Below are 25442 nucleotides of genomic sequence, written 5' to 3'. Positions count from 1 at the left end.
TTTGGTTCTTTTTGTGTTAAGACAAAAAGAACACGATAAATTTGACTAAGAAAAAGGTTCTTTTAATTTAAACATCCTATTGAATACGAGTGTGGTAACCTCGGTAGAGAAGCAACTCATAACACACAAATCACAACTTATTTTTATCTTTGTATATGCTTAACGATAAAGAGATAAACTCCTTGATACATTTATTGGACGATCCGGATGACGGGGTATTTCGGCATGTTGAAGAGAAGTTGTTAACCTTAGGTACGGCGGTTATTGCTCCGCTGGAAGCGGTTTGGGAAAAATCCTTTGACTCCTTCCTTCAATCAAGAATAGAGAATTTAATTCATAAAATTCAGTTTGAGCAGGTTTATAATGAATTGGAGCTTTGGTATATGGGAGGCGGCTTCGATTTATTACAGGGTTTGATTATCGTTAATAAATATCAATATCCTGATTTAGAAGATCAAAGCATTATCAATCAAGTGGAAGAGATTAAGCGGGATGCATGGTTGGAAATGATGTATAATATGAGTGCCGTGGAGAAGGTCCGACTCTTAAACAATGTGTTTTATAACATGCACGGTTTCAAAGGCAATACCAAAAATTACCACGATCCACAGAATTCTTACATTGGTAAAGTGTTGGAAACAAGGCGGGGAAACCCGATCCTTTTGGCTGCTTTATACAGTATTGTAGCCCAGCGTTTGGATATTCCTATTTACGGCGTCAACTTGCCTCGGCATTTCATTTTAGCATATATGGACGAGCAGATTAAGGCGGACGATACTGGTGTACTTTTTTACATCAATGCGTTTAATAGAGGTCAAATATTTGGGAAGCATGATGTTTTGTCCTTTTTGAAACAGCTTAATCTACCGTCCAATGAGCAGTTCTTTTTACCATGCGACAACCTCGCCATTGTTAGTCGTGTATTGCGGAATCTTTTAGCTTCCTATAATCAAGCAGGTAGCTTGGAGAAAGCGGATGAAGTTCAACGTTTACTGCATATTTTTGCATGATTGTACTGCTCTCCCTTTTTAAGAGGATCGAAAAGCTATTTGACCTAAAGAGTTGCTCTTAGTTCGAAATCGAAGGAACGATTTTTTTGGTTTCATTCCTTCGGTAATAGTAATTTAGTATAAAAATCCCATATTAGCACTTGGTTCAGGGTAAGATTGGCCAGTTCCAGTGCTGAATCTAAGACGATGAACTTGATTGTCTGCGTCAGGTCTTGGATAACATAATCTAAAATCACCAGTATCATGTAATACAAAAATACCATTTTTTGCATTCTTGCCTTTTGGCGTAGTAGGATCAACGTATGATTTGGAAGACCAAATTTTCTTTTTTTCTGAGGAAGTTATTTCATAGATAGCTAAATCACCATCCAACTGAAAATAACATTCATATCTAGATCCCAAGGCTCCCTGTGTCAGCGATGACCAATAACCAGTAACACTGCTTTCATCTTTAGTAGGATCAAATGGTAGATTGTCGGGATTTTCCACTACAATCAGACAGCCATTGTTTGTTAGTCTAATTCCCATTCTCCCATTTTTAGACTTTATCCATTGACCATCGTTTCTCAAGATAGGCTGCGATGATGTATGTATAATAGTTGCATTATCGAAAAACGACATTGGTCTTGTGTTTAGGATTTTCGGTATCCATGCTGCTGGAGTACCGATCGGGTCTTCAGGAGATAGTTCGGTGGAGAAGGTTGTCGTTGCTAATATATCACCGCTCCAATTTGATGAAGATGGAATCCAATATTTATAGCTCAGGTAAATAGTGCCATCGTAGCTTTTTGCTGGGATGTTAAAATTGATGTTTTTTTGAGTCGTAAAGCTGCCTCCAAATTCAGCATCTTCGAGAAAGATTTCTTGTGAAATTGTTTTGTCTTCTTGGCCGAGTCGTCTTAGGATCACCTTGAAGGCTACACGTGTATAAGAAAAACCACTACTTATTGGTGATCTATTAACATTTACACTTATTGTACTTTGTGTTTCACTGTTATCGGATATAGGAACGTATCCGTCTGGATAAATTGGTGTGATGCTTATTCCTGTGATAACGGGCGGCGCCCAATTTTGGGCATATGAACGAGGAGAGAGCAAAAGGAATGCTGAAAATAATATATAGGTGAAAAGGTTAATTGTTTTCATTTGAGATGTTTTTTTCGTAGTTAGCTTTGTATTCATTTGCATTATTGTATTGATCTTGTACATCTTTGATGGCCACTTTGTACCATCCTCTTAGTACTAATGAATCTTTTGTGTCATTATACTTGATTTCACTTTTCGGAGTGCTTGTTGTGATGTGCAAATAGTTGACTAATTTTTCTCCTGATTCAAGCTGTTTTGATTCTACTTGAGGTGATTGTTGTTTACTGCACCCCAAGATAATGAGAAACGAAACACCAATAAAAACTGATTTTTTCATGTGATTTATTTTTTTTGATAATATAATTGTTCAAAGTTATTGTGTTTACTGAATGAATAATTAAATTTTACACAAACACTGCGTTTCGTTACACATAAAGTTCATTTCTCGATTGGTGTATGAAAAAAACTGAAACCAGTACTCGTAAGAAATGAGTTGCTGGAGGTTTTGATAGTAGCTATATACGATGAAATTATAATGACTCATTTTGAAACCATTACTTTTTAGTTACATATAAATTAAATGATTGTCTAAATTCCGCTCAGGAATGGCTGAAAATTATTTGAAATGTGAATCTTTATTGAAAATAGGGTAAGTAAGAATATAAACAAGCAGGAGCCGGAAATCCAGCTCCTGCTCGGGGTCATCTTGCCATTAAGCTAACGGCTTCACTCCAATCGCTGACTCCTTTTCCATTACGAGCCCGAACCCGTACGCGGCAAACAACACCCGGAATTAACGGAGCGATGATATTGTTGCGGGACGAAGTGGTGGAGAGAATATCGCCCCATTGGAAATTTCCATTATCGCCCACATCTGTAGCATAGCAGTATTCGTATTCCCAGGCCCTTCTCACGGGGTTAAAATCAAAGCGCATCTGCCCGCTCTGTGCCGTATCGCTCAGACGAAGACGCTCTGGTGTGGCAGGAGCAATGAGCGAAGATCGAAGCGGCTTTACAGGAAAGCCCGAACTTAAAATAATATGTAAGGCCCCGTCTGCAACAGCGTCTACATAAAACGCCAATTGCCTGAGTCCTTTCTCCAGTGCTTGGCGACTCACATTTTTTTCACTGGTGTTTAGCGGACTGCCTTTGCGGGTAGCAGCCAATTTCACCCGGTAATCCTCAAGGAGTAACTGTATATCTGTCAACGCCGGAACGGGCGTTTCGAAATTTGGATTGTCCGTCATGGCGGTAATGACGGTTGTTCCTAAAGTTGCCATGGCGTCGTCTGCGATATTACTAAAACCTATAGCGATGTATCTATTTTGCATGATTTAAAAATTAAAAAGTAAAAACCCCGAAGGGCTCATTGATACCCTAAAAATTAGATAAGACATCAATAATTAAAAAGCTTGACTTCCCTTGGATGGCCAATTGCTTAAAGCCTATTGCACATTTACGTTGGCTTGGTTGGATGTTTTCTCTTTGTTATCATTTACTTATATTTGTTTAAGTCCATCAACCGCTGATGAACAAAACAAAGTTCAGTAGAATCAAAAAATGCCATGTCCGATTTTGACGCTTATGGCGTTTTTGTCGTTTTTTGACGCTTTTGTCCGATAAAAGAGGAGGAAAAGTACGTTTAAGGATGACCAAATCGAACGCTCTATTGACTAAATTTATTCCAAATCCATATAGATTTAATACAATCTTGATCGTTGTTAATATAAACTTAGAAAGGTCTGACAGAACGTTATAGAACTTTGTCACAACTGTGAACAACGTTAGAACAATTTTAACCAATTATGGGGTAATCCTGTTTATGTTTAATTCAAACTTGGTTAAGGTTACGACAAACTTGGTCAAGTTTATAACAACATTGTTCATTGTTATTGCCAACGTAACAAGTTTGCTATTTCTTTAGTTAAGTTTATAGCAGACATGAGCAAGGTTAAAACAAGCTTGATCAAAAGTGTCTCAACTTATCTTAAAATTACCTTCATATTGTTTGTATTTACTTCAAACCCTTCTACCTTCATAACAAAAAATACGTGTTAAGGATAAACTTAAGCATGTTTATCTCGAACTTATTTGCGTTTGCCTTAAACTTAATTGTGTTTATCTCAGTCTTACTGACATTTATTAAGACCTTTCATCCTTTAGGAGTGTCGTAAGCAAAAAAAAGCCGCGGGCACTTGCCGCGGCTTACCAAGAAATCTTTTTACATCGGAGCAATCCCATTGCTCATTTACCCACCTAATTCCGGGTAATCTTCAGAAAAGCAGCTATTTTTGATACAGGCGTATCGAGGTATTCTGCAACATGATATACCGTAACGGGCTGCTGCTTTTCCAAAGCATACATGTCGCGGATCAACTGCATATGGCGTTGGCATGTACGCATGCTCTTGCCCAAGATCAGCTGTAGATCCGCGGTAAAAACAGATAATCGACGTAAATTTACTTCCATATCTTCCATTTTTGCTATCACAAATTTACTGGCTACCGTAAGCTAAAACAAGTAAAAGCGCAATAAAATGCCCTTTTCGTTAGATTTTTATCAAAATCTAAATGCTTGTTCGACACGCATTTCAATTTTCATATTGGGTGTTTACATGCGTATTATGAAAATGTTAAGGATTTTTGTAACAAATAGGGCATTGAAACATAGAAAAATAGATAAATCACACAGTTCGGGTCAAAGCCTTTTAAACTAGCCGCAATGTGTATAAATTTTATTATCTTTACACATAGTAAAAATTACAGAAATGAGAACTAATATAGAGTTAGACGAAAACCTCATTCAACAGGCGCTTCAAATAAGTAAACTAAGGACAAAGAAAGACGTGGTTCATGAAGCATTAAAGCAATATATTGCCTCTCTGAAACGAAAAAGCATTATAGCGTTGAGAAAAAAGGACACTTGGGAAGGAGATCTCGACCAGATGCGTAATCTATGAGGGATTCTTTGCTTTTTGATACTTCGGTATGGGTTGACTTCCTGAACAAAAAATGACACACCGCAAGCTTTATTATTGTAAGAGCTACCCCTTCTTTAATTTCTTCACTTCCTCCGCTAAATCCAACACCGCCTTACTTAACTGGGCAATAGATTCGGTTTTAGCGCGGTCTTCTTCGAGAAAACGTTCAAATAACTCCATAACTTTCTTTGGAAATTCGTTCTTAATCTTTGACTTGTAGTGTTGCGACGAGGAATCGTATAGGTTATTATTGCTTTGGATGTTGTATATTATCCTGTCTTCCTTAAAATTTTTGATGAACTCGGGCGTTACACCCAGCCCCTCCGCTAAAACGGCAAGATTCGCATCATCGATAAACTCCGACTGTTCCAATCTGGAAATCTGCTGTTGGCTCCATCCGTTGCAACGCTGGCCCAGATCATATTGCTTTAGTCCTTCTATTTCCCGTATGCGCTGCACGTTGCGGCCCAGATGGGGTTTATCTTCTGTCTGAAATGCTGTTTTCATTGGCGTATTCTCCATGATCGTTTAAATCGGAACTAATTTCCGTTTATATTTTCAAATTCCGCTGATGGATATCGTGGTAAAAAACAATGGCTTATGGTTTTTTACTATCGTTATGGTTTTTCGGATCCCTTACCTTTGTAAAGGTAGGAAAATTTGTGCAACAGGCCTAACAAATCGACACCGAACAACCACCTTATTATGGAACAACCTTTACTGAAAACCAAAAAGAGAGCCGAAAGGCATTTTAAACTATTGAAAGAAGGCGATGAAAATGGGCTCAATTACTTTTACGATGGATACTATACCTATTATGCTTATCGCGCAATGCGCATGGTGAAGGAAGACCTGATTGCCAACAGTATGGCGCAGGAAGCCTTTTTACGCTTATGGGTTATGCGCGATATGCTGCGGGATATCGACCACCTCCATCAATTTCTCGTCCAACAGATCAGAGAAGCAGCCAGCGCCTATTATGGAAAAACGATCTACCGTTTCCACAGAAGCATGCTACGCTTGGACGGTATTGAAGATTTTCAGGAATTTATGCTCGGTTACGAGCTGGAAGAGGAAACAGAAGAAGATACCGTATACCTTGAACAGCTGGAAGAGGAGAAAATACAACGGTTAGCCCGGGTAAACGAGCTTATTCCGCACCTGAACCAGCAGCAACAGCTTTTTATACGCCTTTGCCTCAAATACGAATTCAATTACGAACGCATTGCCTATCATTTGGGCGGTATCTCCGATTATGAGGTTGGGCAACGTATCGAAAACTGTATCGCTAACATGAAGGCAGCTCTGTCTGATACGCAAAAACTGGAAAAGGCAAGTCGTACCAAACCCATGGTAATGGAAGGCACGTTGAGCGATGAGCAGGCGCAGGTATTGATGCTACGTTATGACTTGCAATATTCTTTTGAGGAAATTGCCGAAGCCCTCAAGCTGGATGATAATAAAGTGAAATCGCTTTTTGTGCAGGCCTATGCCGTTATCAGGAAAAGTAAAAAGTCAGCTTAATATAAAGGTGCTATGGAAAAGAAAACGATCATGCTCACCCGAAAGATCCAACTGCTCATTGATTGTGATGATACAGAAAAGCGGAGGGTTTATTACCAACAGTTATTTGATTGGCAACGCCTATGTTTCCGAGGCGGAAATTACCTATTTTCCCATCAATTCATACAGGATCAGATCAAAGAGATCGTTTATATTACAGACGACATTAAGGTAAAGCTTGCAGATATTAATAAAGACCCCGACGGCATTCTTAATACCTCGAGGATGAATACCACCTATCGATTGCTATCGGCTTATTTTAAAGGTGAAATGCCCTCAGATATATTCAGTAATCTGAACAACACCTTAATTCGTATCTACAATTCTGAACGTTCCTCCTACTGGAAAGGCGAAAAATCACTGCGGAGCTATAAACGTAATATTCCCATACCATTTTCGGCCAGCCAGATAAAGCTGATGGGTGACGATAAGGGCAGGGATTATAAATTTAACTTATTTAAAATACCGTTTAGGACATATTTGGGAAAAGACCGATCGGACAAGAAAGTCCTTTTACAAAGGACAATGATGGGTACTTTGAAGTTGTGCAACAGCTCCCTAAAAATTGAGAAGGGCAAACTTTTTCTCTTGGCCTGCTTTGAGATGGAGAAAGAAAGCCATTGCCTCAACGAATCGACCATAGCCGAAGCATCGCTTTCCATTGAGTACCCCGATCACCCTAAAGATTGACAAAGAAAATTATCAGATCGGAAACAAGGAAGAATTTCTGCACAGGAGATTGGCTATTCAGGCTGCCAGACATCGCTTGCAGCGTGGTTCAACGTTTAATAAATCCGGAAAAGGAAGAAAACGCAAATTAAAAAGCCTTGAAGACTATAAGGCTAAAGAAAAACAATACATACAAAACAGATTACATCTCTATAGCAGAAGGCTTATAGACCATTGTGTGAAATCAGAGGCCGGAACGCTTTTGCTCGTAAACCAGACACAGAAAGAGGAAGTGGCAAAAGAGGAAGATTTTCTCTTGCGCAATTGGAGCTACTACGGCCTAAAAGAAAAGATCGCTTATAAAGCGGCAAAAGCAGGTATTAACTTGATTGTGGAATAAATCCGCTTTCAGACCTAATATCGTACTTTGACATATTAGAGGCTGCTTGTACAGCCGTAGGGTGAGGCTAAAAAGCACTCACCGAATATCTTTTTTATGTTGGTACTAAAGGGATGAAAGGTATAAACAACAACGAAGTTTTCTCGGCCCGTAAAGAGCTAGTTGTGGTTAACTACAAAATGAAAGGTATAAACAATGTAAAAATATATCTCAAATGTTGTTTAAACGTTGTGGTTAACTACAAAATGAAAGGTATAAACAATGTAACTTGGTAGATTCAGCTATAACCGAACGTTGTGGTTAACTACAAAATGAAAGGTATAAACAATAATATAGGCTTTATAGGCATACGTGCCAAAGTTGTGGTTAGCTACAAAATGAAAGGTATAAACAACAGTACATCGTTATCATAATCCTAACATTAGTTGTGATTAACCACAAAAAGAAGGGTATAAACAATTAGCGAGGTGCCAGCTTCGTATCGGCTTCGGTTGTTATTAACCACAAAATGAAAGGTATAAACAATTAATCGCGTCACCTGAATAGGCGAATCAAAGGTTTCGTAAATCACAAGATTAAAGGTATAGACAAAGAGATGGGCTCCCTCAATGTAAAATTTCTGGATTGTCATTAGCTAAATTTGATCGGTATATACAATTCAAAGTCAGTCCTGAATGGTGCTAGCACAATGTCAGCAAACAGCCTGATATATCTATATACAATAGAATAGGTCGGATCTTTATTGGTGAATGGTGATAAGATTACGATAATAATTTTGAGGTTGCTTGCACAACCACAGAGGTGAGGCGAAGTAGCACTCACTGAATCTTTTAAGCTTACAACTGTTAGTCTTTAGGGGGTCCAAGATTCCCTTGTTTATGACAGCGCCAAAATTAAAAGATATGCAATTAGGGGTTGCCTATGTCAAATAGGGTTCTTCATCCGCTTATTGAACTATTTCATTTACTGCTATCTATGATGGACACAATTAGATTCAATCTTTTGATGAGCTATTTACAAACAAAAGTTCGCTTTTCGCTTTATGAGTTACTCATTCGGTCCCCGAGAATCGAGATACATAAATTCAGGTGTTAAAGATAATGTCCCACCAGCTTCAGGCTCAACGTTTCCATTAGCATCTAATGCGAACCTTGTGAGCCGTTTTACTCGATCGATGACATATATGAAATGATTCCGATTTGGTAAGTCCGTAATAGCGACATCTATTGGGTCCACCAAATCGGTAGCTGAGCCGGTAATCGTTCTTGTTGGGGTAATGGTTCCACCGGCCATTATTGCCTGTTTTGCATTTTCGATTACATAGATCTTTCCATCGACACTGCCATTGCTTGGATTATCCGTGAGTTTGGCAGGTCCCATATCGGAAACGATAAGGATGTCAAGTCTCGAAGAATAGGTAATGCCCCTCAAATCATTTGCTCCCTCAATCTTTATGGTATAGTTTGGCTGAGCATTGTTAACGAATGTGTCTTGTACCGAAGCAATATCTTTTAATGCAAAGCCCCACACCTCTCGGGTGTTCCCTTGCATTGAAAGTAATAACAAAGAATCACTGGTATTAAGTGTCATGCCCGTTGCCATACCCCACGGTGCGCTGGTGAGGCCAAGTCTTTTTCTTGGATATTGCTGCCCCACTAGTCTGGTAGGATTGTAATAAATGTTTACTGAGGCGCTATCAGAACGATCATTTGTAATAAATAATTGGTCAGATCTATTATCATAGCGAATAGATCGAGGACTATACAAATAAAAGACGTCTTTGAAACTACGGGTTGAAGTACTGATGTTTCCCACATCACTAACCGAGAAATATTTAATAGTCGTGTCTCTTCTGCTAACCTGAAAGCCCTGTTTTAAATCAGGGCTGTAGAATATACCCATTCCTTGTTGGGGTTCAGTATTCGCGCCCACAAGGGTTGGTATATAGCCCGCGCTATCTGCAGGATCAATGACCACTGCATTTTGATAAACTTGGGTATCCGAGTTCGCAATATCCGAAAAAGAGATATATAACCTGGAGATTGGTGTTGCAGGATATGCAGGTTCATCATCTACCCGTTTACAGGAAGTCCATAAACAAAGAATGATCAGGCTCAGTGTGAATATACGGTTCATTTGCATCGAGTACATTTTAGTCAGGGAAAGCGGATGATCTACTTTTTTATCCGATTTCATGTGTTTTACTATATAACGGCAACAAGGCAGAAAATTGCACAGCTGCAAACAAAAATAGTATAGCAAACTTAGATAAACTTTCCTTTATATGAAAGTTTATCCATCTATTCTCAAAACAACTACAGTTACCAAGGAATAGTGCTTATATTAAAGGAAGGTTTAATTTATACATCATCCCACTTGCTGCGCCCATTGGGGCAAGGTGCTTGGCTTGTCTATTCCGTTGCAGCCCGTGGTCAGATGTCCATCCGTGAATCGGAGCCACCCTCTCGCGCAATGCTAAGTCCTTCGTTCGTCGATTCACTGATTACCGGATGCTTCGCTTAATAATAGAGATGGGCCATCTTTGACTGCCGGTTGCCGCCTCCATAGACTAGGCCATTGACGTCCTTCGGAACGGTTATGCAAGGAACTACCGTGGGCCGGAAAGAACGGCCTCACAGCATGAGCGTTAAGAAGATTTAGGATAGCCAGGGCAAAAAAATCATGTGAAAAGCGAAGCATAGATTGAAGGGAGGGGCGGCTCCACATGATTTGAGCGACGGACCTAAATCTTTAGCGAAGGATGTGCTGCCTTGATTTTTGGTCAGCTTTTTATCAAGAAAAAGCTGATTAAGAAAAAAGTTCCTTTTCTTTCAAAGAGAAAAGAACAAATATAAAAACTTTATCTTTGCTGCCATATATGGCAAACTACCGTTTCTTTCTTGACTATCTAGTACACAAGTTTTCTGCCAAAACACGCCATGGTGTACATTCTCCTTTCGTATATAAGCTTATTGATGAAGTTATTTACGATTTTTCAGCGCAGCCTTACGAAGACGAAATTGAGCGTAAACGATTGGCGCTAAAGAAGGACACACGAATTATCACGGTAACCGACTATGGTGCCGGTTCGATGCTCAATAACGGAAAGCAAAAAGCCGTCGGTACGATTGCCAGGAATGCGTTAAAACCGAAACGGATTGCGCAACTTATCGCTCGTTTGGCACATCACTTTGCGCCATCAACTATTATCGAATTAGGAACCTGTTTAGGGATTACCACAGCTTACCTTGCAAAGGCGAACCCAGATGCTTCGCTCATCACTGTAGAAGGGTGTCCGCAAACGGCGGCTATTGCCCAACAAACGCTCGATGCGCTCGGCGCTTCGCACGTTCAGCTGAAAATAGGAAACTTTGATACGCTATTACCGCAACTTATTCAAGAGCAGGAAAAAATTGACTTCCTCTTTTTAGATGGCAACCATCGGAAAGATGCCACGTTGAATTATTTCTATCATTGCCTTCCTAAAACCCACCCGCAAAGCGTGCTCATTTTTGATGATATCTATTGGAGCAAGGGCATGAAAGAGGCTTGGCAGGAAATCAAAAATCATCCACAAGTAAGTCTTACCATCGACCTGTTCTTCATCGGTTTAGTTTTCTTTAGAACGGGTCAGGAGAAAGAACACTTTAAGGTTAAGTATTAGTTTTAGTCAAAGACTAAAAACTGATTACTTCACCCGCTGTTAAAATGCTTCCCCGAGCGACAAGTAAAAAGCTGATTGTCTTGGCTCTCCTGGACGTTTTTCACCCATACCATAGTCGATCCGGATACTTGAATTATGTTCCAGATCAAAGAAATAGCGCAAACCTCCACCAAAGGAGGGCTTAAGGGATGAAAAATCGATTTTCTTATTATAAACGGTACCAGCTCCCATAAAGGCAGTAAAACCGATTCGTGGATGAATGCGATAACGCAATTCGGCTTGCGAAGTCATCAATGTCTTATCTCGATACCGACCAGGGTAATACCCACGCATTACCTCATCGCTTCCTAACTGAGGAAACAAGTAAAAAGGTACATTTCCGAAGTATTCATCGTAGGTAGCATGAAGACCCAGTGTTAATTTGGAGGTCAAAGGAAAGAAAGCGCGCAAATCGAAATCCAAACGTCCTCCTTCGAAATTAGTACCGCCCCAAAAATCAGGCATATAATGATAAACAGCCCTTGCGTAATACCCTTTCGTTGTGTAGATATTGGTGTTGCGGCTATCGTACAGCTGAGAGATGCCAAAGGCCAGGTATTTTCCACCTTCCTTGCCATAAAGCGGTGTCCAGTCGTAAATACCACCGGGAGCCTCATCTTTATATTCGTAGTTTTCGTAGATCAATCCAAGGCCTATATAATAATTTTTAACAATCTTCTTTTCACCTTCTAACCTTAATCGAAACAATCGTTGAACTAGTGAATCTTTATCCGCTTTTCGAGTCTGATCACCGATTCCGTAAAAATTAAAGGGAAAATCCTTGTATCGTATCTCCGAAATAAGGTGGTAATCATTGTCTTTGGTCCATATATCGGAAGTCAATTTCAGATTCGATTGCTTTTTTGTCGTTAGGGATCCCTGCAGTACAATACTTGATGTACGTATCAATGTATCACTTTTATCGATATAAAAGTTATAAATCCCGGAAAGCCCGTACTCCAAACCGGTTTCAGGAGCATATCCCAATAAGGGTAATACAACAAAACCGGCAGAGCGGGTTGAATCTTTCTCTGACGAAATAAACTTCTGCACCAGTTTACTCTGCATTAATTTACCATTCATCACTCTCTGATAGAGCCCAGGCCTCTTCTCCTGCGCCATGAGGTTTAACGTAGCGAGCCAAAGAATAACTGTTCCGAGTAGGAATCGTTGCGGCAATATTCTCATAAATTTCAGCGAAAAATCTAAAAACTTTTTCAATATCAAAGCGGTTTGGGGACACAGGTAATATCTTCGATTTTGCGCAGATTAACCGGTGTTTGATAGTATTGGCTTTCGAGATAGAGCGAGTCAGGCGTATGTCTTCCCAATTTAAACCGAGGCAAAAATTGACCGATGCGATGACAACCCGATAATTTTTGTCGCCAGTTACTTCGTGTAAAGGTGGATTCTATCAGTAAGCTATCATTTCTAACGAGATAGACTCCCCTGGCATACTCTTCCCATTGCCCATTACCATAACAAGAGTCCACTACTGTCTTTACTTTGCTAAATGTCTTCAAGGTGATATAAACCGAGTCACAAGTAAATTTCAGACGATACAAACTATACGTCAATAACTGATCTTGATGAGGTATGGTATCTTGTACCCATACCCCTTGTAAGTACGGTTCTCCCTCTCCCTGCACATTGGGATTAAATTTACAGGCAGCGCAAAGCAATAAGCACATACCCCCAAGTAAAAGGTATGTGCTTTTAAAGTTAACATAATGATTTTTAAGTCTCATTATCGTTGGAACACCCTATTTCAAACCGCCTATCATATCTTCGGGGCGTACCCACTGATCAAATTGCTCATTCGTAAGCAGTGCAAGCTCAAGTGCCGCTTCACGAAGCGACTTATTTTCTTTATGTGCCTTCTTTGCAATTTTTGCGGCATTCTCATAACCGATATGCGGATTGAGCGCGGTTACGAGCATCAGTGAATTTTCCACATGTTTTTTAATACCGTCATAGTTAGGTTCAATACCTATTGCACAGTGATCATTGAAGGAAACACAGGCTTCGCCAATTAAGCGTGCAGACTGCAAGAAGTTAGCGGCCATCAACGGTTTAAAGACATTTAACTCATAGTGCCCGTTGGCCCCGCCAATTGTAATCGCGACATCATTTCCCATCACCTGCGCTGCCACCATCGTTAAAGCCTCGCATTGCGTCGGATTTACCTTCCCAGGCATAATGGACGAGCCCGGTTCGTTTTCCGGAATAAAAATCTCTCCAATACCAGAACGTGGTCCGGAAGCTAGCATGCGGATATCATTGGCTATCTTCATCAGCGACACCGCTAGCTGCTTTAAAGCACCGTGGCTTTCCACAATCGCATCGTGTGCAGCCAGTGCTTCAAATTTGTTTTCCGCGGTACGGAAGGGTAGCCCTGTAAACTCCGCAATGTACTTGGCAACATTCACATCATACCCTTTCGGTGTATTGATTCCTGTGCCTACTGCTGTACCTCCTAAAGCTAATTCAGCAAGATGCGACAAGGTATTATTCAAGGCTTTTAACCCATGATTTAATTGAGCGACATATCCGGAAAATTCTTGACCCAACGTTAAGGGGGTGGCATCCATTAAATGCGTACGGCCAATTTTTACTACATCTTTAAATTGATCCGATTTGGCTTTTAAGGTATCCCGAAGTTTCTCAACACCCGGAACAGTGGTTTCTACCAACATCTTATAGGCAGCGATATGCATCGCTGTGGGGTAGGTATCGTTGGACGACTGCGATTTATTTACATCATCATTTGGATGGATAAACGTCTTTCCTTCCCCCAGTTTATTTCCTTGAATAACGTGCGAACGATTGGCAACGACTTCATTCACATTCATATTAGATTGGGTTCCTGAACCTGTTTGCCATATAACCAGCGGAAATTCGCTATCATGTTTCCCTGCTAATATCTCGTCACAAACCTGAGCTATCAAATCTCGCTTTTCTGCCGGCAATACACCCGCGTCTGTGTTCGTAAAAGCGGCTGCTTTTTTCAAATAAGCAAAAGCACGAATGATTTCTTTCGGCATCGAACCTTCCGGACCAATTTTAAAATTCTCGTGGGATCTTTCTGTCTGGGCTCCCCAATACTTATCGGCAGGCACCTTTACCTCGCCCATGGTATCGCGTTCAATTCTATATGACATGTTAATTTTGATATTATTTTTTATCCTCAACATAGGTTTATCCTTGTTGAATTATCCTTACAAAGTTATAAAACTTATACACTTGACCATATTTAGGGGCTAATTGTTTTTATTTTTCCTCTTCTTATTACACGAGCTGTACAACTCGTGTAAAAATTTCATTAAATTAGCAATTAACACAATATTTTATCAATTTCGCCATTCCTATGATGTTGTACTTTTAATAGCAAAATTCATTACGTGTTGAGACAATTACTACAATTTTCCCTTTTTTCCTTTATTATATTCGCTGCCTGCAATTCCGCTGAAGAAAAAAAGGCTAAGCAGGCCAAAGAACAAGCAATTACCGATAGCATTAAGCTTATATACCATCCGAAGGATGCGAATAAAGAGGTGGATGCCTTTATGCAAAAACTCCATAAAAAATCGGCTTTTAATGGAAACGTGTTAGTGGCTAAGAAAGGAAAGATTATTTATGAAAATGCTTTCGGTTGGGCCGATTATTTGCGTAAGGATAGTTTAAAAATCCGCTCTCAATTTGAATTGGCCTCGGTTTCTAAACCGTTAACAGCCACCGGTATCCTGCTATTGGTACAGGAAGGCAAACTGAAACTCGACCAACAAGTAAAGGCTTTTTTTCCGGACTTCCCCTATGAGGGCATTACCGTTCGGATGCTATTGACTCATCGTTCGGGCTTGATCAATTATGTTTATTTTACAGACGATCTGTGGCCCGACAAGAAAAAGGGGATGACCAATATGGATGTTATGAAAATTCTGGCCGAGCGTAAACCGGCGCCATATGCCAAACCCGACACACGATTTCATTACAACAACTCCAACTTTATGATATTGGGGGCCATCATTGAAAAGGTCAGTGGACAGTCATTCACGGTGTTTATGCAAGAAAATATCTTCAAACCGGCGGGCATGAAGAATACGCATGTTTACTCAAAGGCAGATTATGAAAAGATCCCCACCGATGTTGTAGGACATGATAAAGTATGGCGACGGTCTGTAGTTCAGAACTTCCACGATGGGCCCGTGGGTGATAAGGGAATTTATAGTACCGTTGAAGATTTATTCCTTTTTGATCGCGCGATGCGTGAAGGACGATTAATCAATCAAAGTTGGCAAGATTCTGCTTATGCACCCCATAACACAAAATCCATCAAGGGGGTTTTTAATTACGGGTTCGGTTGGCGTACTTTTGAGCAAGGAAAAGAGCATGTTGTGTATCATACGGGTTGGTGGCATGGTTTTAAAAATTTATATGTTCGTGATTTAAAAAACGATGTTACGATTGTTTTGTTAAGTAATATGGCGAATGGTAGTCTGACGCATTTAGACGATCTATTTAAGATTGTGAACATGCCTGTCATCCGGCAAGGTGCCTACAATGGCAGCGGCGATTATGTGGGGGAGTAGGCGTGCTAATTCGCCAATTAGCTAATGTGATAATTAGCTAAAATTGCATTAATGAGATCATGGGTTTTTACAGCCGAGAGCTGACAACTGAAAGCTGACAACTAAATATAAAAGAATATGTTTGATAAATTGTTTCAGGCCCAGCAAAAGGCTGAAGAAATTAAAAAACGCCTCGACACAATAAGTGTGTCAGGAGAAGTGGAGGGAGGAGCGATTAAAGTAATTGCAACCGCCAATAAAGAAATTAAATCAATTACGATAGACCCAACGTTCCACGAAGGTGCTGATTTGGAAGAAGTGGAAGAGTTATTAGTGGTGGCTATCAACAAGGCTCTTCAGCAAGCTGAAAATGTAAGCCAGACCGAAATGCAAGCCGCAACCAAAGACATGTTGGGTGGCCTGGGCGGTATGTTTGGCAGCTAGATAAAAAGGAGTGATGAACGATGGTTTATAGATGATGAATGAATAACTTTTTACCTTCCCTACGGGAGGCAGACTTTTTGAATTTTTACTTTTTACTTTTGGCATATGAAAGCAACATTTTACGGACATGCCAGCATCGCCTTGGAGTTAGCTGGCGCCAATGTATTGTTCGATCCTTTTATTACGCCTAATGAACAGGCGAAACATATTGATATTAGCACCCTGCATCCTGATTATATTTTGCTTAGCCATGCACATGAAGACCATGTTGCGGATGTAGCGGCCATTCAGAAAAGTGCAAATGCCACGGTCATCGCTATTGTTGAAACAGCTGCCTGGGTAAGTAGACAAGGTGTTAGCCAAGATAAGATCATTGCTATCAATTTTGGAGGGACCGTTAAAACATCTTTTGGATCGGCTAAAATGGTTTACGCGCTTCATACAAACTGCACACCTGATCAGCAATATGGCGGTGTAGCCGCAGGTTATCTTATTAAGAGTGGCGACAAGAAAATCTATTTTGCAGGTGACACAGCCTTAAGCTTAGAAATGAAGCTCTTAGCAGATGAACAATTGGACTGGGCCATTTTGCCCATTGGGGATCATTTCACCATGGGGGTAGATGATGCCATCAAAGCCGCTGGATTTGTCAACTGCAAAAACATTATCGGAATACACTATAACACCTTTCCACCTATTAAAATCGATGAAGAGGAAGCGAAGCAAAAGTTTGCCGCTGCCGGTTTAAATCTTCATTTGTTAACGATCGGAGAATCGATCGAACTTTAAAGGGTATAAGCATCTCACATTACAAGTAGAATCAATTGGCTAATGATCACATTAGCCAATTGATTCTTATATTCCTTTTTCCCGATGTATTTGTAAGTTGTAGAAGCGCAGTCGACCGCTCTCATCATCCACCATCACATCAACCGTAATATCAAAAGTATCGTTTATATAATCATTCTCGGCATAAGAAGGAATCCAATAACTAATTCCTTTTAATGCATTGGTGATAATTTTATCTCCTTCTTTTTCAGGTAAGCCTTCCACCATTTCCAAATCCCGTAAGCTTCCCGTCTTCGTAACATCAGCCTTTATTTTGAGCTTAGCGGGTCCTGTTAATAGTTCACGGGCATCATAAATAGCAAATGCGGCTTCCAGTTTTTTTGTAATGAACATTGAAAAGTCTTGGTTCTCATCGATGGTGCAATTCTTACTCACCATATCCTCTGCTTGTAGGAAAAACAAAGAGGGTCCGACTTGTATACGCGAGCCGTTTTTATAGGGCAATCCGTTAATTTCGTCATAACCACCTTTAAACACCCCTTCCTCAAAACGTTCATACCCCGCATAATCTTGTTCACTCTTCGGGTAAACCAAAAAGATATTCCAGTTGCCATCCGGCTTCCCCGATTTAATATTCCCCTGATAATTGGTAAACGCATAACCGTATTCGTTGTACCCTTCGGCCTTTACCGAAAAATCATATTTTCCATTCCCGTCCGTTACCCGCTGACGTCTTCTGGTATCCCAATAGTTCTGGACAAAGGCCCCCTCTTCCTTATAGAGGATTTCCAACATGGGTAAACCATCGGGATAATTATAGCGAGAAATTCCTTCTGCCTTTCCATCTTTGAAGGTGGTGGTCCATTTTACCTGCCCATTTCCAAAATAGGCGGTAAATACTCCTTCTTTTTTGCCTTGTGCATAATTACCTGTCAATATTACTTTCCCGTCGTTATTGTAATCGGTAAACGGCCCGTCAAAGCTTTTGATCGAAATATTATATTTACCAACCCGTTCAATGGATTTAAACTGACAAAACTTGTCAACCAGGAAATAATGCTCATCAAAATAGAATTGCGTCGTTCCATCCGTTAGCGGCTCAAAATAGATCGGCTTAACTTCTACACTGTCCGTTTGGGCCCATAAGCCGGGGATCATTCCTATACTGCATACAAGCAGCAATCCTATTTTAAATATATTCTTTTTGCGTTTGCTTTTCATGTTAATGTGCTTCAAGCCAGTTTTGCCCTTCACCGATTTCCACCACAATGGGAACTTCGGTTTTCAGAGCTCCCTTCATGCGCTCTTCTATAATTTCCTTAAACGCTGCAACCTCATTTTTTGGTACGTCAAACACCAATTCATCATGTACTTGCATTGTCATTTTTCCTTTGAGATTAGCCTGTTGGATATCTTGATGAATATGAATCATTGCAATCTTAATCAAATCGGCCGCGGACCCTTGTATGGGTGCATTGATAGCATTTCGCTCCGCAAAACCCCGAACAGTTGCGTTGGCTGAGTTAATATCCCGTAAATAGCGCCGACGTTTTCGTAAGGTTTCGACATAGCCGTGTTCTTTGGCAAAAGCAATGGTATTGTTCATATAATTACGTATACCGGGATATTGAATAAAATATTGCTCAATCATATCAGCAGCTTCGCGACGCGGAATTCCTAAACTTTGTGATAGGCCAAATGCTGATTGCCCATATATGATACCAAAATTGACGGCCTTCGCATTCCGTCTTTGATTGGCAGTAACTTCTGCTAAGGGTACACCATATACTTTAGCCGCCGTTGCGGTATGAATATCTAACCCTTTCGCAAAAGCATCCAACATGTTGGCATCTTTACTAATTTCTGCAATTAATCGAAGTTCAATCTGGGAATAATCGGCCGATAAAATGACATGTTCATCATCCCGCGCAATAAAGGCTTTTCTAACTTCTTTTCCTCGTTCTGTACGAATCGGAATATTTTGTAGATTGGGGTTGTTGGAACTTAATCGGCCGGTAGCCGCCACGGCTTGGTTATAAGAAGTATGCACGCGCCCGGTTTTAGCATTAATTAACTGCGGCAAGGCATCCACATAAGTGGATCGCAGTTTTTGTAATTGCCTATATTCTAATATATCCTGCACAATATCGCTTTTATTCGCCAGCGCGATGAGGACATCTTCTCCTGTTTGATATTGACCCGTTTTTGTCTTTTTTGCCTTGGGGTCCAATTGCAACTTATCAAACAAGACTTCACCCAGCTGTTTGGGAGAAGCAATATTAAAGGGTACTCCTGCTTTCTCGTATATTCTTGCTTCCAATATTTGCACTTCATTCTGGATGGCCAAAGAAAAATCGCTCAATGCTTTAACATCAATCCGCACCCCCACCCTTTCCATCTCCACTAATACATGTACCAAGGGAAACTCTACTTCACGTGCAAGTTGATCTGCCTCTACCTTCGTGAGCATCGGTTCAAAAACTTCTTGCAACTGCAAGGTAATATCGGCATCTTCTGCGGCATAATCACTTACGATTTTAGGATCCACATCACGCATATTCAACTGTCCCTTTCCTTTAGGACCTATTAGCGTGGTAATGGAAACGGGTGTATACCCTAAATAATTTTCTGATAAAACATCCATTCCGTGCCTTGTCTCAGGATCAATGAGATAATGTGCCAGCATGGTATCGAAAAGCTCACCTGCTACTTTTACATCATACCAACTCAGTACCAATATATCGAACTTCAGGTTCTGTCCGATTTTACCAATTGTTGGATTTTCAAACAGGGGCTTGAATCGCTGAACCAAAGCAAGCGCATCTTTTTGATCCACTGGGGCGGGTACGTACCAGGCTTTGCCCTTTTCGACCGAGAAGCTAAGTCCAACTAGCTCACAACTATTGGCATCGGTTCCTGTCGTCTCTGTATCAAAACAAAAAGACGACTGTTTCCCTAAGTCAACCAATAATTCATTCAACTTATCCTCATCATCTACAAAAGTGTAGCTATGATCAATATTACCAATATGATTTCCCGGTGCCGGGGGACTAACTGCTTCCGGTGCTGATACGGTGCTTTCTCCTGTGGCGAAAAGGTCCATTTGGCCCCCCGTTGAAGCCTTGTTATCTACTACGCTAAACTCGTCTCCGAACACTCTTTTACCCAACGTTCTGAATTCCAATTCAGCAAATAAGGGTTCCAACAAATCTCTATCAGCGTCTCTTATTTTTAAGGCTTCGGCCTCTAATTCAACAGGTACATCAAGTATAATCGTTGCCAATTTTTTCGAAATAAGCCCTTGTTCGGCATAGGTTTCAATATTCTCTTTCAGCTTTCCTTTTAATTGACCACTGTTGGCGATGATCCCTTCAACCGATCCAAAATCCTGAATTAATTTTTTGGCTGTCTTTTCACCCACACCAGGTATCCCGGGTATATTATCCACCGCATCGCCCCATAGGCCTAAAATATCGATCACCTGTTCCACGTGCGCGATTTCCCATTTCTCTAAAACCTCCTTTACACCCAATATCTCATGTCCATTACCCATACGGGCAGGCTTGTAAATTTTTATACGATCCGTCACCAACTGTGCATAATCTTTATCAGGCGTCATACAAAACACTTCAAACCCCTCTTTTTCAGCTTTTTTTGCCAAGGTACCAATAATGTCATCTGCCTCAAACCCATCCATGGTAATAACGGGGATGTTAAAGCCTTCTATTAAGCGAAAAATATAAGGAATCGCTGCAGCTAAATCTTCAGGCATAGCTTCGCGGTGTGCTTTATAGGCCTCAAAAGATGTATGGCGTTCTGTAGGTGCTTCTGTATCGAACACGACTGCCATATGCGACGGATTTTCTTTTTTTAGTACTTCCAATAAGGTATTCGTAAAGCCCATGATCGCGGAAGTATTCAATCCTGTTGAGGTAAAACGCGGATTTTTACTCAAAGCAAAATGAGCCCGGTATATCAGAGCCATACCATCTAGCAAAAAAAGTTTCATTGGAATATATTTATTCGTTATCGTTCATTCTTGGATTTAAAAACTTGGGCTTAGCAAGCAGATACTTTCCATCCGGCTCCCATCATTGGATACAAAGTTAAAAGAATAGGCCGATTTTGAAATATCACTTGCTAATTCAATCGGGATTTCGCTTTTAAAAGGAAGAAAGATTTTTATTAGTTTATTTTTTACTCCTGTTCTTATCCTTATATCATAAAGAACCGAAGAATGTAATGGTGAAAGAGTTGACTAATAAACTTAATATTAAAACAAAATGACTGTCGACTTTCTGACCTAAAACAAGGATCGATTTAACACACAGATGAAAGCGTATTTTTTAAGTAAAACCGACCAACGGGGTTCCCAATTAATCCCACGTATCTTTAGGTATTATTCCCGATAATTATATAAAACAAAAAGAGTAAGCGAAAAACACTTACTCTCCAAAATATGTTATGCATGTTCTAGCGCACTACATAGAGCTTTGTTTCTGAGCTTCTTCTTTCATCTTATCGTTCGCAACAATCACGATCTCTACCCGACGGTTTTGAGCCCGACCAGCTTCGGTACTATTATCGGCGATGGGCTCATTGAAGCTTTTCCCTTCCGTTTTTGCCCGGCCGGCAGCTAAACCTTGCGATACGGCATAGCTTTTAACTGCCGCAGCTCTACGCTCTGATAAACCCTGATTGTATTCGGCGGTTCCCTTGTTATCCGTATGACCAATAACCAAGATATCAGTATCTGGATTGTCATTCAACGACTTAACCAAGTTTTTAATATTTGTTTGCGCTTCGGGTTTTAAAGCAGTTTGGTCAAAGCCAAATAAAATACCTGAATCGAATTTGACGATGATACCCTCACCTGCCTTAACCACTTCTGCTCCGTCAACTGTGCGCTCAATTTCCGCAGCCTGTTTGTCCATCTTTTTTCCAATCAGTCCACCGGCCACTCCACCAAGTGCTCCACCGATAATGGCCCCCACTGCTGTATTACCCGCTTTTTTACCAATAAGCGCACCTAATCCTGCTCCACCAACGGCGCCTATACCTGCACCTTTTTGGGTGTTATTCATGGATTTAACTGTGTTACAGCTGGTGAATAACATACTTGACGTAGCAAGTGCCACACCAAAAATAGCTATGTTCTTTTTTATGCTCATTTTAATATTTTTTGATGATGTTAAAAGTTATACAAACCAAGTGCCAAAAAGTTTTTGATTTAAAACATTAACTTTAGGCCAAGTTAATTTCACACATATGAAACATACAAATATACTATCCATTCTATTTCTTTTTATAGGTATTGGTACCTTATCCGGACAACAAGTATATGAATGGAAAAGCAATACCACCGCTGGTTATACGTACCGTTACGTTACAAACGATCCAACCCAATCGAGATTTTACACATTAAAGAATGGGCTGACAGTTATTTTAAGTCCTTCCACCAAAGAACCACGAATTCAAACCTATATAGCCGTCAAAGCGGGCAGCAAAACGGATCCGGCCAACCACACCGGCTTAGCGCACTATCTCGAGCACCTGCTCTTTAAAGGCACCGATAAATTCGGAACATTAACTTGGTCGAAAGAGGAGCCCCTGCTGAATCAGATTGATAAATTGTATGAGCAATATAATTCCACGACCGACTCGATAAAGCGAAAGGCTATTTATGCGGAAATCGATCGTGTATCAGGAGAGGCCGCTAAGTTTGCTATTGCCAATGAATATGATAAATTGATGGCCAATATGGGCTCACAGGGAAGTAATGCTTTTACTTCTTTTGAACAGACCGTTTACATCGAAAACATCCCCTCTTCCTCCACAGATAAATTTTTGGCCGTACAGGCGGAGCGTTTCCGAAATCCTATTTTTAGAATCTTTCATACCGAATTGGAGGCGGTTTACGAAGAAAAGAACAGGGGTTTGGATAATGATGGCACCAAGGTATTTGAATCCATGTTTGAAAACCTGTTTCCCAACAGTTATGGGAAACAAACAACTATTGGAACGATCGAACATCTAAAAAACCCTTCTTTAATTGCAATTAGGGACTATTACCGAACCTATTATGTGCCCAATAATATGGCCATCATTATGTCTGGAGACTTTAATCCAGATCTCGTAATCAAGAAAATTGATACGCAGTTTTCTTTTATGAAAGAGAAAGAGATACCCCCGTATCATTTCGAATCGGAAGCGGAGATTAAAGCGCCGATTAATAAGGACGTGCTTGGACCAACACCGGAAAGTATCATGATCGGCTATCGTTTCCCGGGGTCTCAAAGTAAGGACACTCAATTATTAGAGCTCATTGGCAGTATTCTTACCAATGGTAATGCAGGGTTATTCGATCTCAACCTAGTAAAAAAACAACGGTTGCTTTCCGCTGCCGCTTTTCCTTATGTGCTTAAGGATTATAGTACACTTTTACTGCAAGGCCGACCCATGAAAGATCAGTCATTAGACGAGGTGAAACAGCTGATGTTAAAGGAAATTGAAAAATTAAAAACAGGCGATTTTTCAGATGAGCTTTTAACGGGGATTCTAAACAACGCAAAAAAGAATACAACGGAATCCAATGAAAGTTATCAATCCAGAGCAAGTAATCTCATGGATGCCTTTACATCGGATATCGACTGGCAACGAATGGTTGCCTATAATAGTACCTTGGCAACAATCGATAAGGAAGATATCATGGCCTTTGCAAAGAAATACCTCAATGACAACTATGTTGCTGTTTATAAAAAGAAGGGGGAAGATAAAAGTATAAAGAAAGTCGAAAAACCAACCATCACACCCGTTGAAGTGAACAGGGATGCACAATCTGCGTTTCTAAAACAAGTTAATGAAATGCCGGAAACACCTGTTTCCCCCATGTGGATTGATTATGACAAAGATATCAATCGTAAAAAGATCAATGGATTATCTCTTTTAGCTGTTGAAAATAAAACAAATGATATTTTTCGTTTAAGTTATCGATTTGATATGGGAAGCTACCATAACAAATTACTACCGATTGCCGCAGAATATCTGCAATATATAGGTACGTCGACAAAAAATGCTGAGGATATCAGTAAGGCATTTTACCAAATTGCTTCCTCCTTTGATGTGAACGTTTCCTCGGAGATCAGTTCTATAAGCCTGGATGGTTTGCAGGAGAATTTTGGACAGGCCGTCCAATTATTGGAAGACCTGTTAAAAAATTGCCAACCAGATGAGCAAGCCTGGCAGCGCTTAAAGTCACGTTTGAAAAAAGCGCGTGAGGACGCCAAACTGGATAAGGGCTCTATTTTACGAGGAGTGGTAAGTTATGCGCAATATGGAGCTAAAAATCCATTCAATTATGTGTTGTCCGATGAGGAGCTGGAAGCAATTCAGGCAAAGGCCTTGACAGACATTTTGCATGATTTGGTAAACTACGAGCATAAAGTTGTGTATTATGGCCCAAAAAGCGCGGCAGAGCTAGGTGATGAGCTGGGAAGCTTACATACCACACCCGCTCAATTCAAGGCATATCCCATTCCTGTAAAATTTGAAAAGACGGCACAGAATGAATCAAAAGTATACTTTGCACATTACGACATGGTGCAAGCTGAAATTGATTGGTTTAGGAATTCTGACGAATACGATCCAAATAGAACGGCCGTTATCCAACTATTTAATAACTATTTCGGCGGCGGCATGAGCGGTATTGTTTTCCAGACAATCAGAGAGTCGAAGGCGCTGGCTTATTCCACTTACGCTGTTTATTCATCGCCAAATAAGAAAGATGACCGCTACAGCATTCTGGCTTATGTGGGCACACAGGCCGATAAATTAAAAGAAGCGATAGCGGGGATGAACGAGTTGTTACAAAACTTGCCTGCCTCTGAAAAAGTCTTTAATACCAGCAAAGAAGGTTTGCTTCGGTCGCTTGAAACCAGCCGTATTACGGAAGATGGCATTATCTACTCCTTCTTGAATGCACAACGATTAGGAATCGATTACGATATGCGGAAGAAAGTATACGATGAGGTGAAAGGCATGAATTTCTCGGATCTGAAAAATTTTCACGACCGTGAATTTAAGGGAAAAGCCTATGCTTATTGCATTCTGGGAAGTAAGGAACGGGTAAAAAACACGGATCTTGCTAGTTATGGAGAGGTGAAAGAACTCGACCTGAAGACCTTGTTTGGCTATTAGCTACTTGATAACCCAGGGTGTATCCGATGTTCAA

The 25442-nt window shown here is 40.4% G+C and carries 23 protein-coding genes; 10 read left to right on the top strand and 13 right to left on the bottom strand.

Annotation, left to right across the window (positions count from 1 at the left end; all coding sequences use genetic code 11):
* Positions 1-155: 155 nt before the first annotated feature.
* A complete protein-coding gene (locus RYH73_RS04825; RefSeq protein ID WP_335312248.1) occupies positions 156-1010 on the top strand; it encodes a transglutaminase-like domain-containing protein in 855 nt (284 codons plus the stop codon).
* Between the two features lie 114 nt (positions 1011-1124).
* Here the strand turns inward: RYH73_RS04825 and RYH73_RS04820 are convergent, their stop codons facing one another.
* From RYH73_RS04820 to RYH73_RS04805, 4 genes are all read right to left on the bottom strand, one after another.
* Positions 1125-2156, bottom strand: a complete 1032-nt coding sequence (locus tag RYH73_RS04820; protein WP_335312246.1) for a hypothetical protein — start codon at positions 2154-2156, stop codon at positions 1125-1127.
* Positions 2143-2433: a hypothetical protein gene (locus RYH73_RS04815; RefSeq protein WP_335312244.1), complete on the bottom strand. Its 291-nt coding sequence runs from the start codon at positions 2431-2433 to the stop codon at positions 2143-2145. The genes RYH73_RS04820 and RYH73_RS04815 overlap by 14 nt, the downstream gene beginning before the upstream one ends.
* 364 nt (positions 2434-2797) lie before the next feature.
* Positions 2798-3427 carry a hypothetical protein gene (locus RYH73_RS04810; protein ID WP_335312243.1) on the bottom strand — a complete coding sequence of 210 codons (630 nt, stop codon included), beginning with the start codon at positions 3425-3427 and terminating at the stop codon, positions 2798-2800.
* Between the two features lie 925 nt (positions 3428-4352).
* Positions 4353-4565 (bottom strand): hypothetical protein, encoded by a 213-nt coding sequence (locus tag RYH73_RS04805; RefSeq protein ID WP_335312242.1) that lies wholly within the window; start codon positions 4563-4565, stop codon positions 4353-4355.
* A 298-nt stretch (positions 4566-4863) separates the two neighbouring features.
* On the opposite strand from RYH73_RS04805, the gene RYH73_RS04800 reads away from it, so the two are divergent.
* Positions 4864-5055, top strand: coding sequence for a type II toxin-antitoxin system VapB family antitoxin (locus tag RYH73_RS04800; RefSeq protein ID WP_335312241.1), 192 nt, complete (start codon positions 4864-4866; stop codon positions 5053-5055).
* Positions 5056-5139: 84 nt separating this feature from the next.
* Here RYH73_RS04800 and RYH73_RS04795 read toward each other — a convergent pair whose 3' ends face one another.
* The gene (locus RYH73_RS04795) at positions 5140-5598 is read right to left on the bottom strand and encodes a helix-turn-helix domain-containing protein (RefSeq protein ID WP_335312239.1); all 459 of its coding nucleotides are present in this window, start codon (positions 5596-5598) and stop codon (positions 5140-5142) included.
* A gap of 183 nt (positions 5599-5781) precedes the next feature.
* On the opposite strand from RYH73_RS04795, the gene RYH73_RS04790 reads away from it, so the two are divergent.
* The 3 genes from RYH73_RS04790 to RYH73_RS04780 are packed head-to-tail and all read left to right on the top strand — an operon-like array spanning position 5782 to position 7708.
* Positions 5782-6600 (top strand): sigma factor-like helix-turn-helix DNA-binding protein, encoded by an 819-nt coding sequence (locus RYH73_RS04790; protein WP_335312237.1) that lies wholly within the window; start codon positions 5782-5784, stop codon positions 6598-6600.
* Positions 6601-6612: 12 nt separating this feature from the next.
* On the top strand, positions 6613-7329 hold the full coding sequence (locus RYH73_RS04785; protein WP_335312235.1) for a hypothetical protein: 717 nt from the start codon (positions 6613-6615) through the stop codon (positions 7327-7329).
* Positions 7301-7708, top strand: a complete 408-nt coding sequence (locus RYH73_RS04780; RefSeq protein WP_335312233.1) for a hypothetical protein — start codon at positions 7301-7303, stop codon at positions 7706-7708. Before RYH73_RS04785 ends, RYH73_RS04780 begins: the two co-directional genes overlap by 29 nt.
* A gap of 421 nt (positions 7709-8129) precedes the next feature.
* On the opposite strand, the gene RYH73_RS26650 is transcribed toward RYH73_RS04780, so the two are convergent.
* Both RYH73_RS26650 and RYH73_RS04775 read right to left on the bottom strand, forming a co-directional pair.
* A complete protein-coding gene (locus RYH73_RS26650; RefSeq protein ID WP_442946056.1) occupies positions 8130-8339 on the bottom strand; it encodes a hypothetical protein in 210 nt (69 codons plus the stop codon).
* A gap of 416 nt (positions 8340-8755) precedes the next feature.
* Entirely contained in the window at positions 8756-9904 is a 1149-nt protein-coding gene (locus RYH73_RS04775) for a hypothetical protein (RefSeq protein ID WP_335312232.1), read from the bottom strand.
* A gap of 682 nt (positions 9905-10586) precedes the next feature.
* Here RYH73_RS04775 and RYH73_RS04770 point away from each other — a divergent pair.
* Positions 10587-11372 carry an O-methyltransferase gene (locus tag RYH73_RS04770; protein ID WP_335312230.1) on the top strand — a complete coding sequence of 262 codons (786 nt, stop codon included), beginning with the start codon at positions 10587-10589 and terminating at the stop codon, positions 11370-11372.
* Positions 11373-11411: 39 nt separating this feature from the next.
* On the opposite strand, the gene RYH73_RS04765 is transcribed toward RYH73_RS04770, so the two are convergent.
* From RYH73_RS04765 to fumC, 3 genes are all read right to left on the bottom strand, one after another.
* On the bottom strand, positions 11412-12632 hold the full coding sequence (locus RYH73_RS04765; protein WP_335312228.1) for a BamA/TamA family outer membrane protein: 1221 nt from the start codon (positions 12630-12632) through the stop codon (positions 11412-11414).
* A gap of 2 nt (positions 12633-12634) precedes the next feature.
* Complete coding sequence (locus tag RYH73_RS04760) at positions 12635-13102, bottom strand: fumarate hydratase (RefSeq protein WP_335312227.1); 468 nt, start codon at positions 13100-13102, stop codon at positions 12635-12637.
* 72 nt (positions 13103-13174) lie between these two features.
* Positions 13175-14572, bottom strand: a complete 1398-nt coding sequence (fumC, locus tag RYH73_RS04755) for a class II fumarate hydratase (protein WP_335312225.1) — start codon at positions 14570-14572, stop codon at positions 13175-13177.
* 240 nt (positions 14573-14812) lie between these two features.
* On the opposite strand from fumC, the gene RYH73_RS04750 reads away from it, so the two are divergent.
* The 3 genes from RYH73_RS04750 (at position 14813) to RYH73_RS04740 (ending at position 17212) form a co-directional block, all read left to right on the top strand.
* Positions 14813-16000 (top strand): serine hydrolase domain-containing protein, encoded by a 1188-nt coding sequence (locus RYH73_RS04750; protein ID WP_335312223.1) that lies wholly within the window; start codon positions 14813-14815, stop codon positions 15998-16000.
* Between the two features lie 117 nt (positions 16001-16117).
* Positions 16118-16423: a YbaB/EbfC family nucleoid-associated protein gene (locus RYH73_RS04745; protein WP_335312221.1), complete on the top strand. Its 306-nt coding sequence runs from the start codon at positions 16118-16120 to the stop codon at positions 16421-16423.
* 105 nt (positions 16424-16528) lie between these two features.
* On the top strand, positions 16529-17212 hold the full coding sequence (locus RYH73_RS04740; RefSeq protein WP_335312219.1) for a metal-dependent hydrolase: 684 nt from the start codon (positions 16529-16531) through the stop codon (positions 17210-17212).
* 66 nt (positions 17213-17278) lie between these two features.
* Here the strand turns inward: RYH73_RS04740 and RYH73_RS04735 are convergent, their stop codons facing one another.
* From RYH73_RS04735 to RYH73_RS04725, 3 genes are all read right to left on the bottom strand, one after another.
* Complete coding sequence (locus RYH73_RS04735; RefSeq protein WP_335312217.1) at positions 17279-18433, bottom strand: toxin-antitoxin system YwqK family antitoxin; 1155 nt, start codon at positions 18431-18433, stop codon at positions 17279-17281.
* A 1-nt stretch (position 18434) separates the two neighbouring features.
* Positions 18435-21221 carry a DNA polymerase I gene (gene polA / locus RYH73_RS04730; protein WP_335312215.1) on the bottom strand — a complete coding sequence of 929 codons (2787 nt, stop codon included), beginning with the start codon at positions 21219-21221 and terminating at the stop codon, positions 18435-18437.
* Positions 21222-21693: 472 nt separating this feature from the next.
* Positions 21694-22383 (bottom strand): OmpA family protein, encoded by a 690-nt coding sequence (locus RYH73_RS04725; protein ID WP_335312213.1) that lies wholly within the window; start codon positions 22381-22383, stop codon positions 21694-21696.
* 97 nt (positions 22384-22480) lie between these two features.
* Between RYH73_RS04725 and RYH73_RS04720 the strand changes: the two genes are divergently transcribed.
* Positions 22481-25408, top strand: a complete 2928-nt coding sequence (locus tag RYH73_RS04720) for a M16 family metallopeptidase (protein WP_335312211.1) — start codon at positions 22481-22483, stop codon at positions 25406-25408.
* Positions 25409-25442 lie beyond the last annotated feature (34 nt).

The sequence above is a fragment of the Olivibacter sp. CPCC 100613 genome, assembly GCF_036959255.1.
Taxonomy (GTDB): domain Bacteria; phylum Bacteroidota; class Bacteroidia; order Sphingobacteriales; family Sphingobacteriaceae; genus Olivibacter.
The sequence above is the reverse complement of the archived record's forward strand: the minus strand, read 5'-3'. Positions and strand labels throughout refer to the sequence as shown.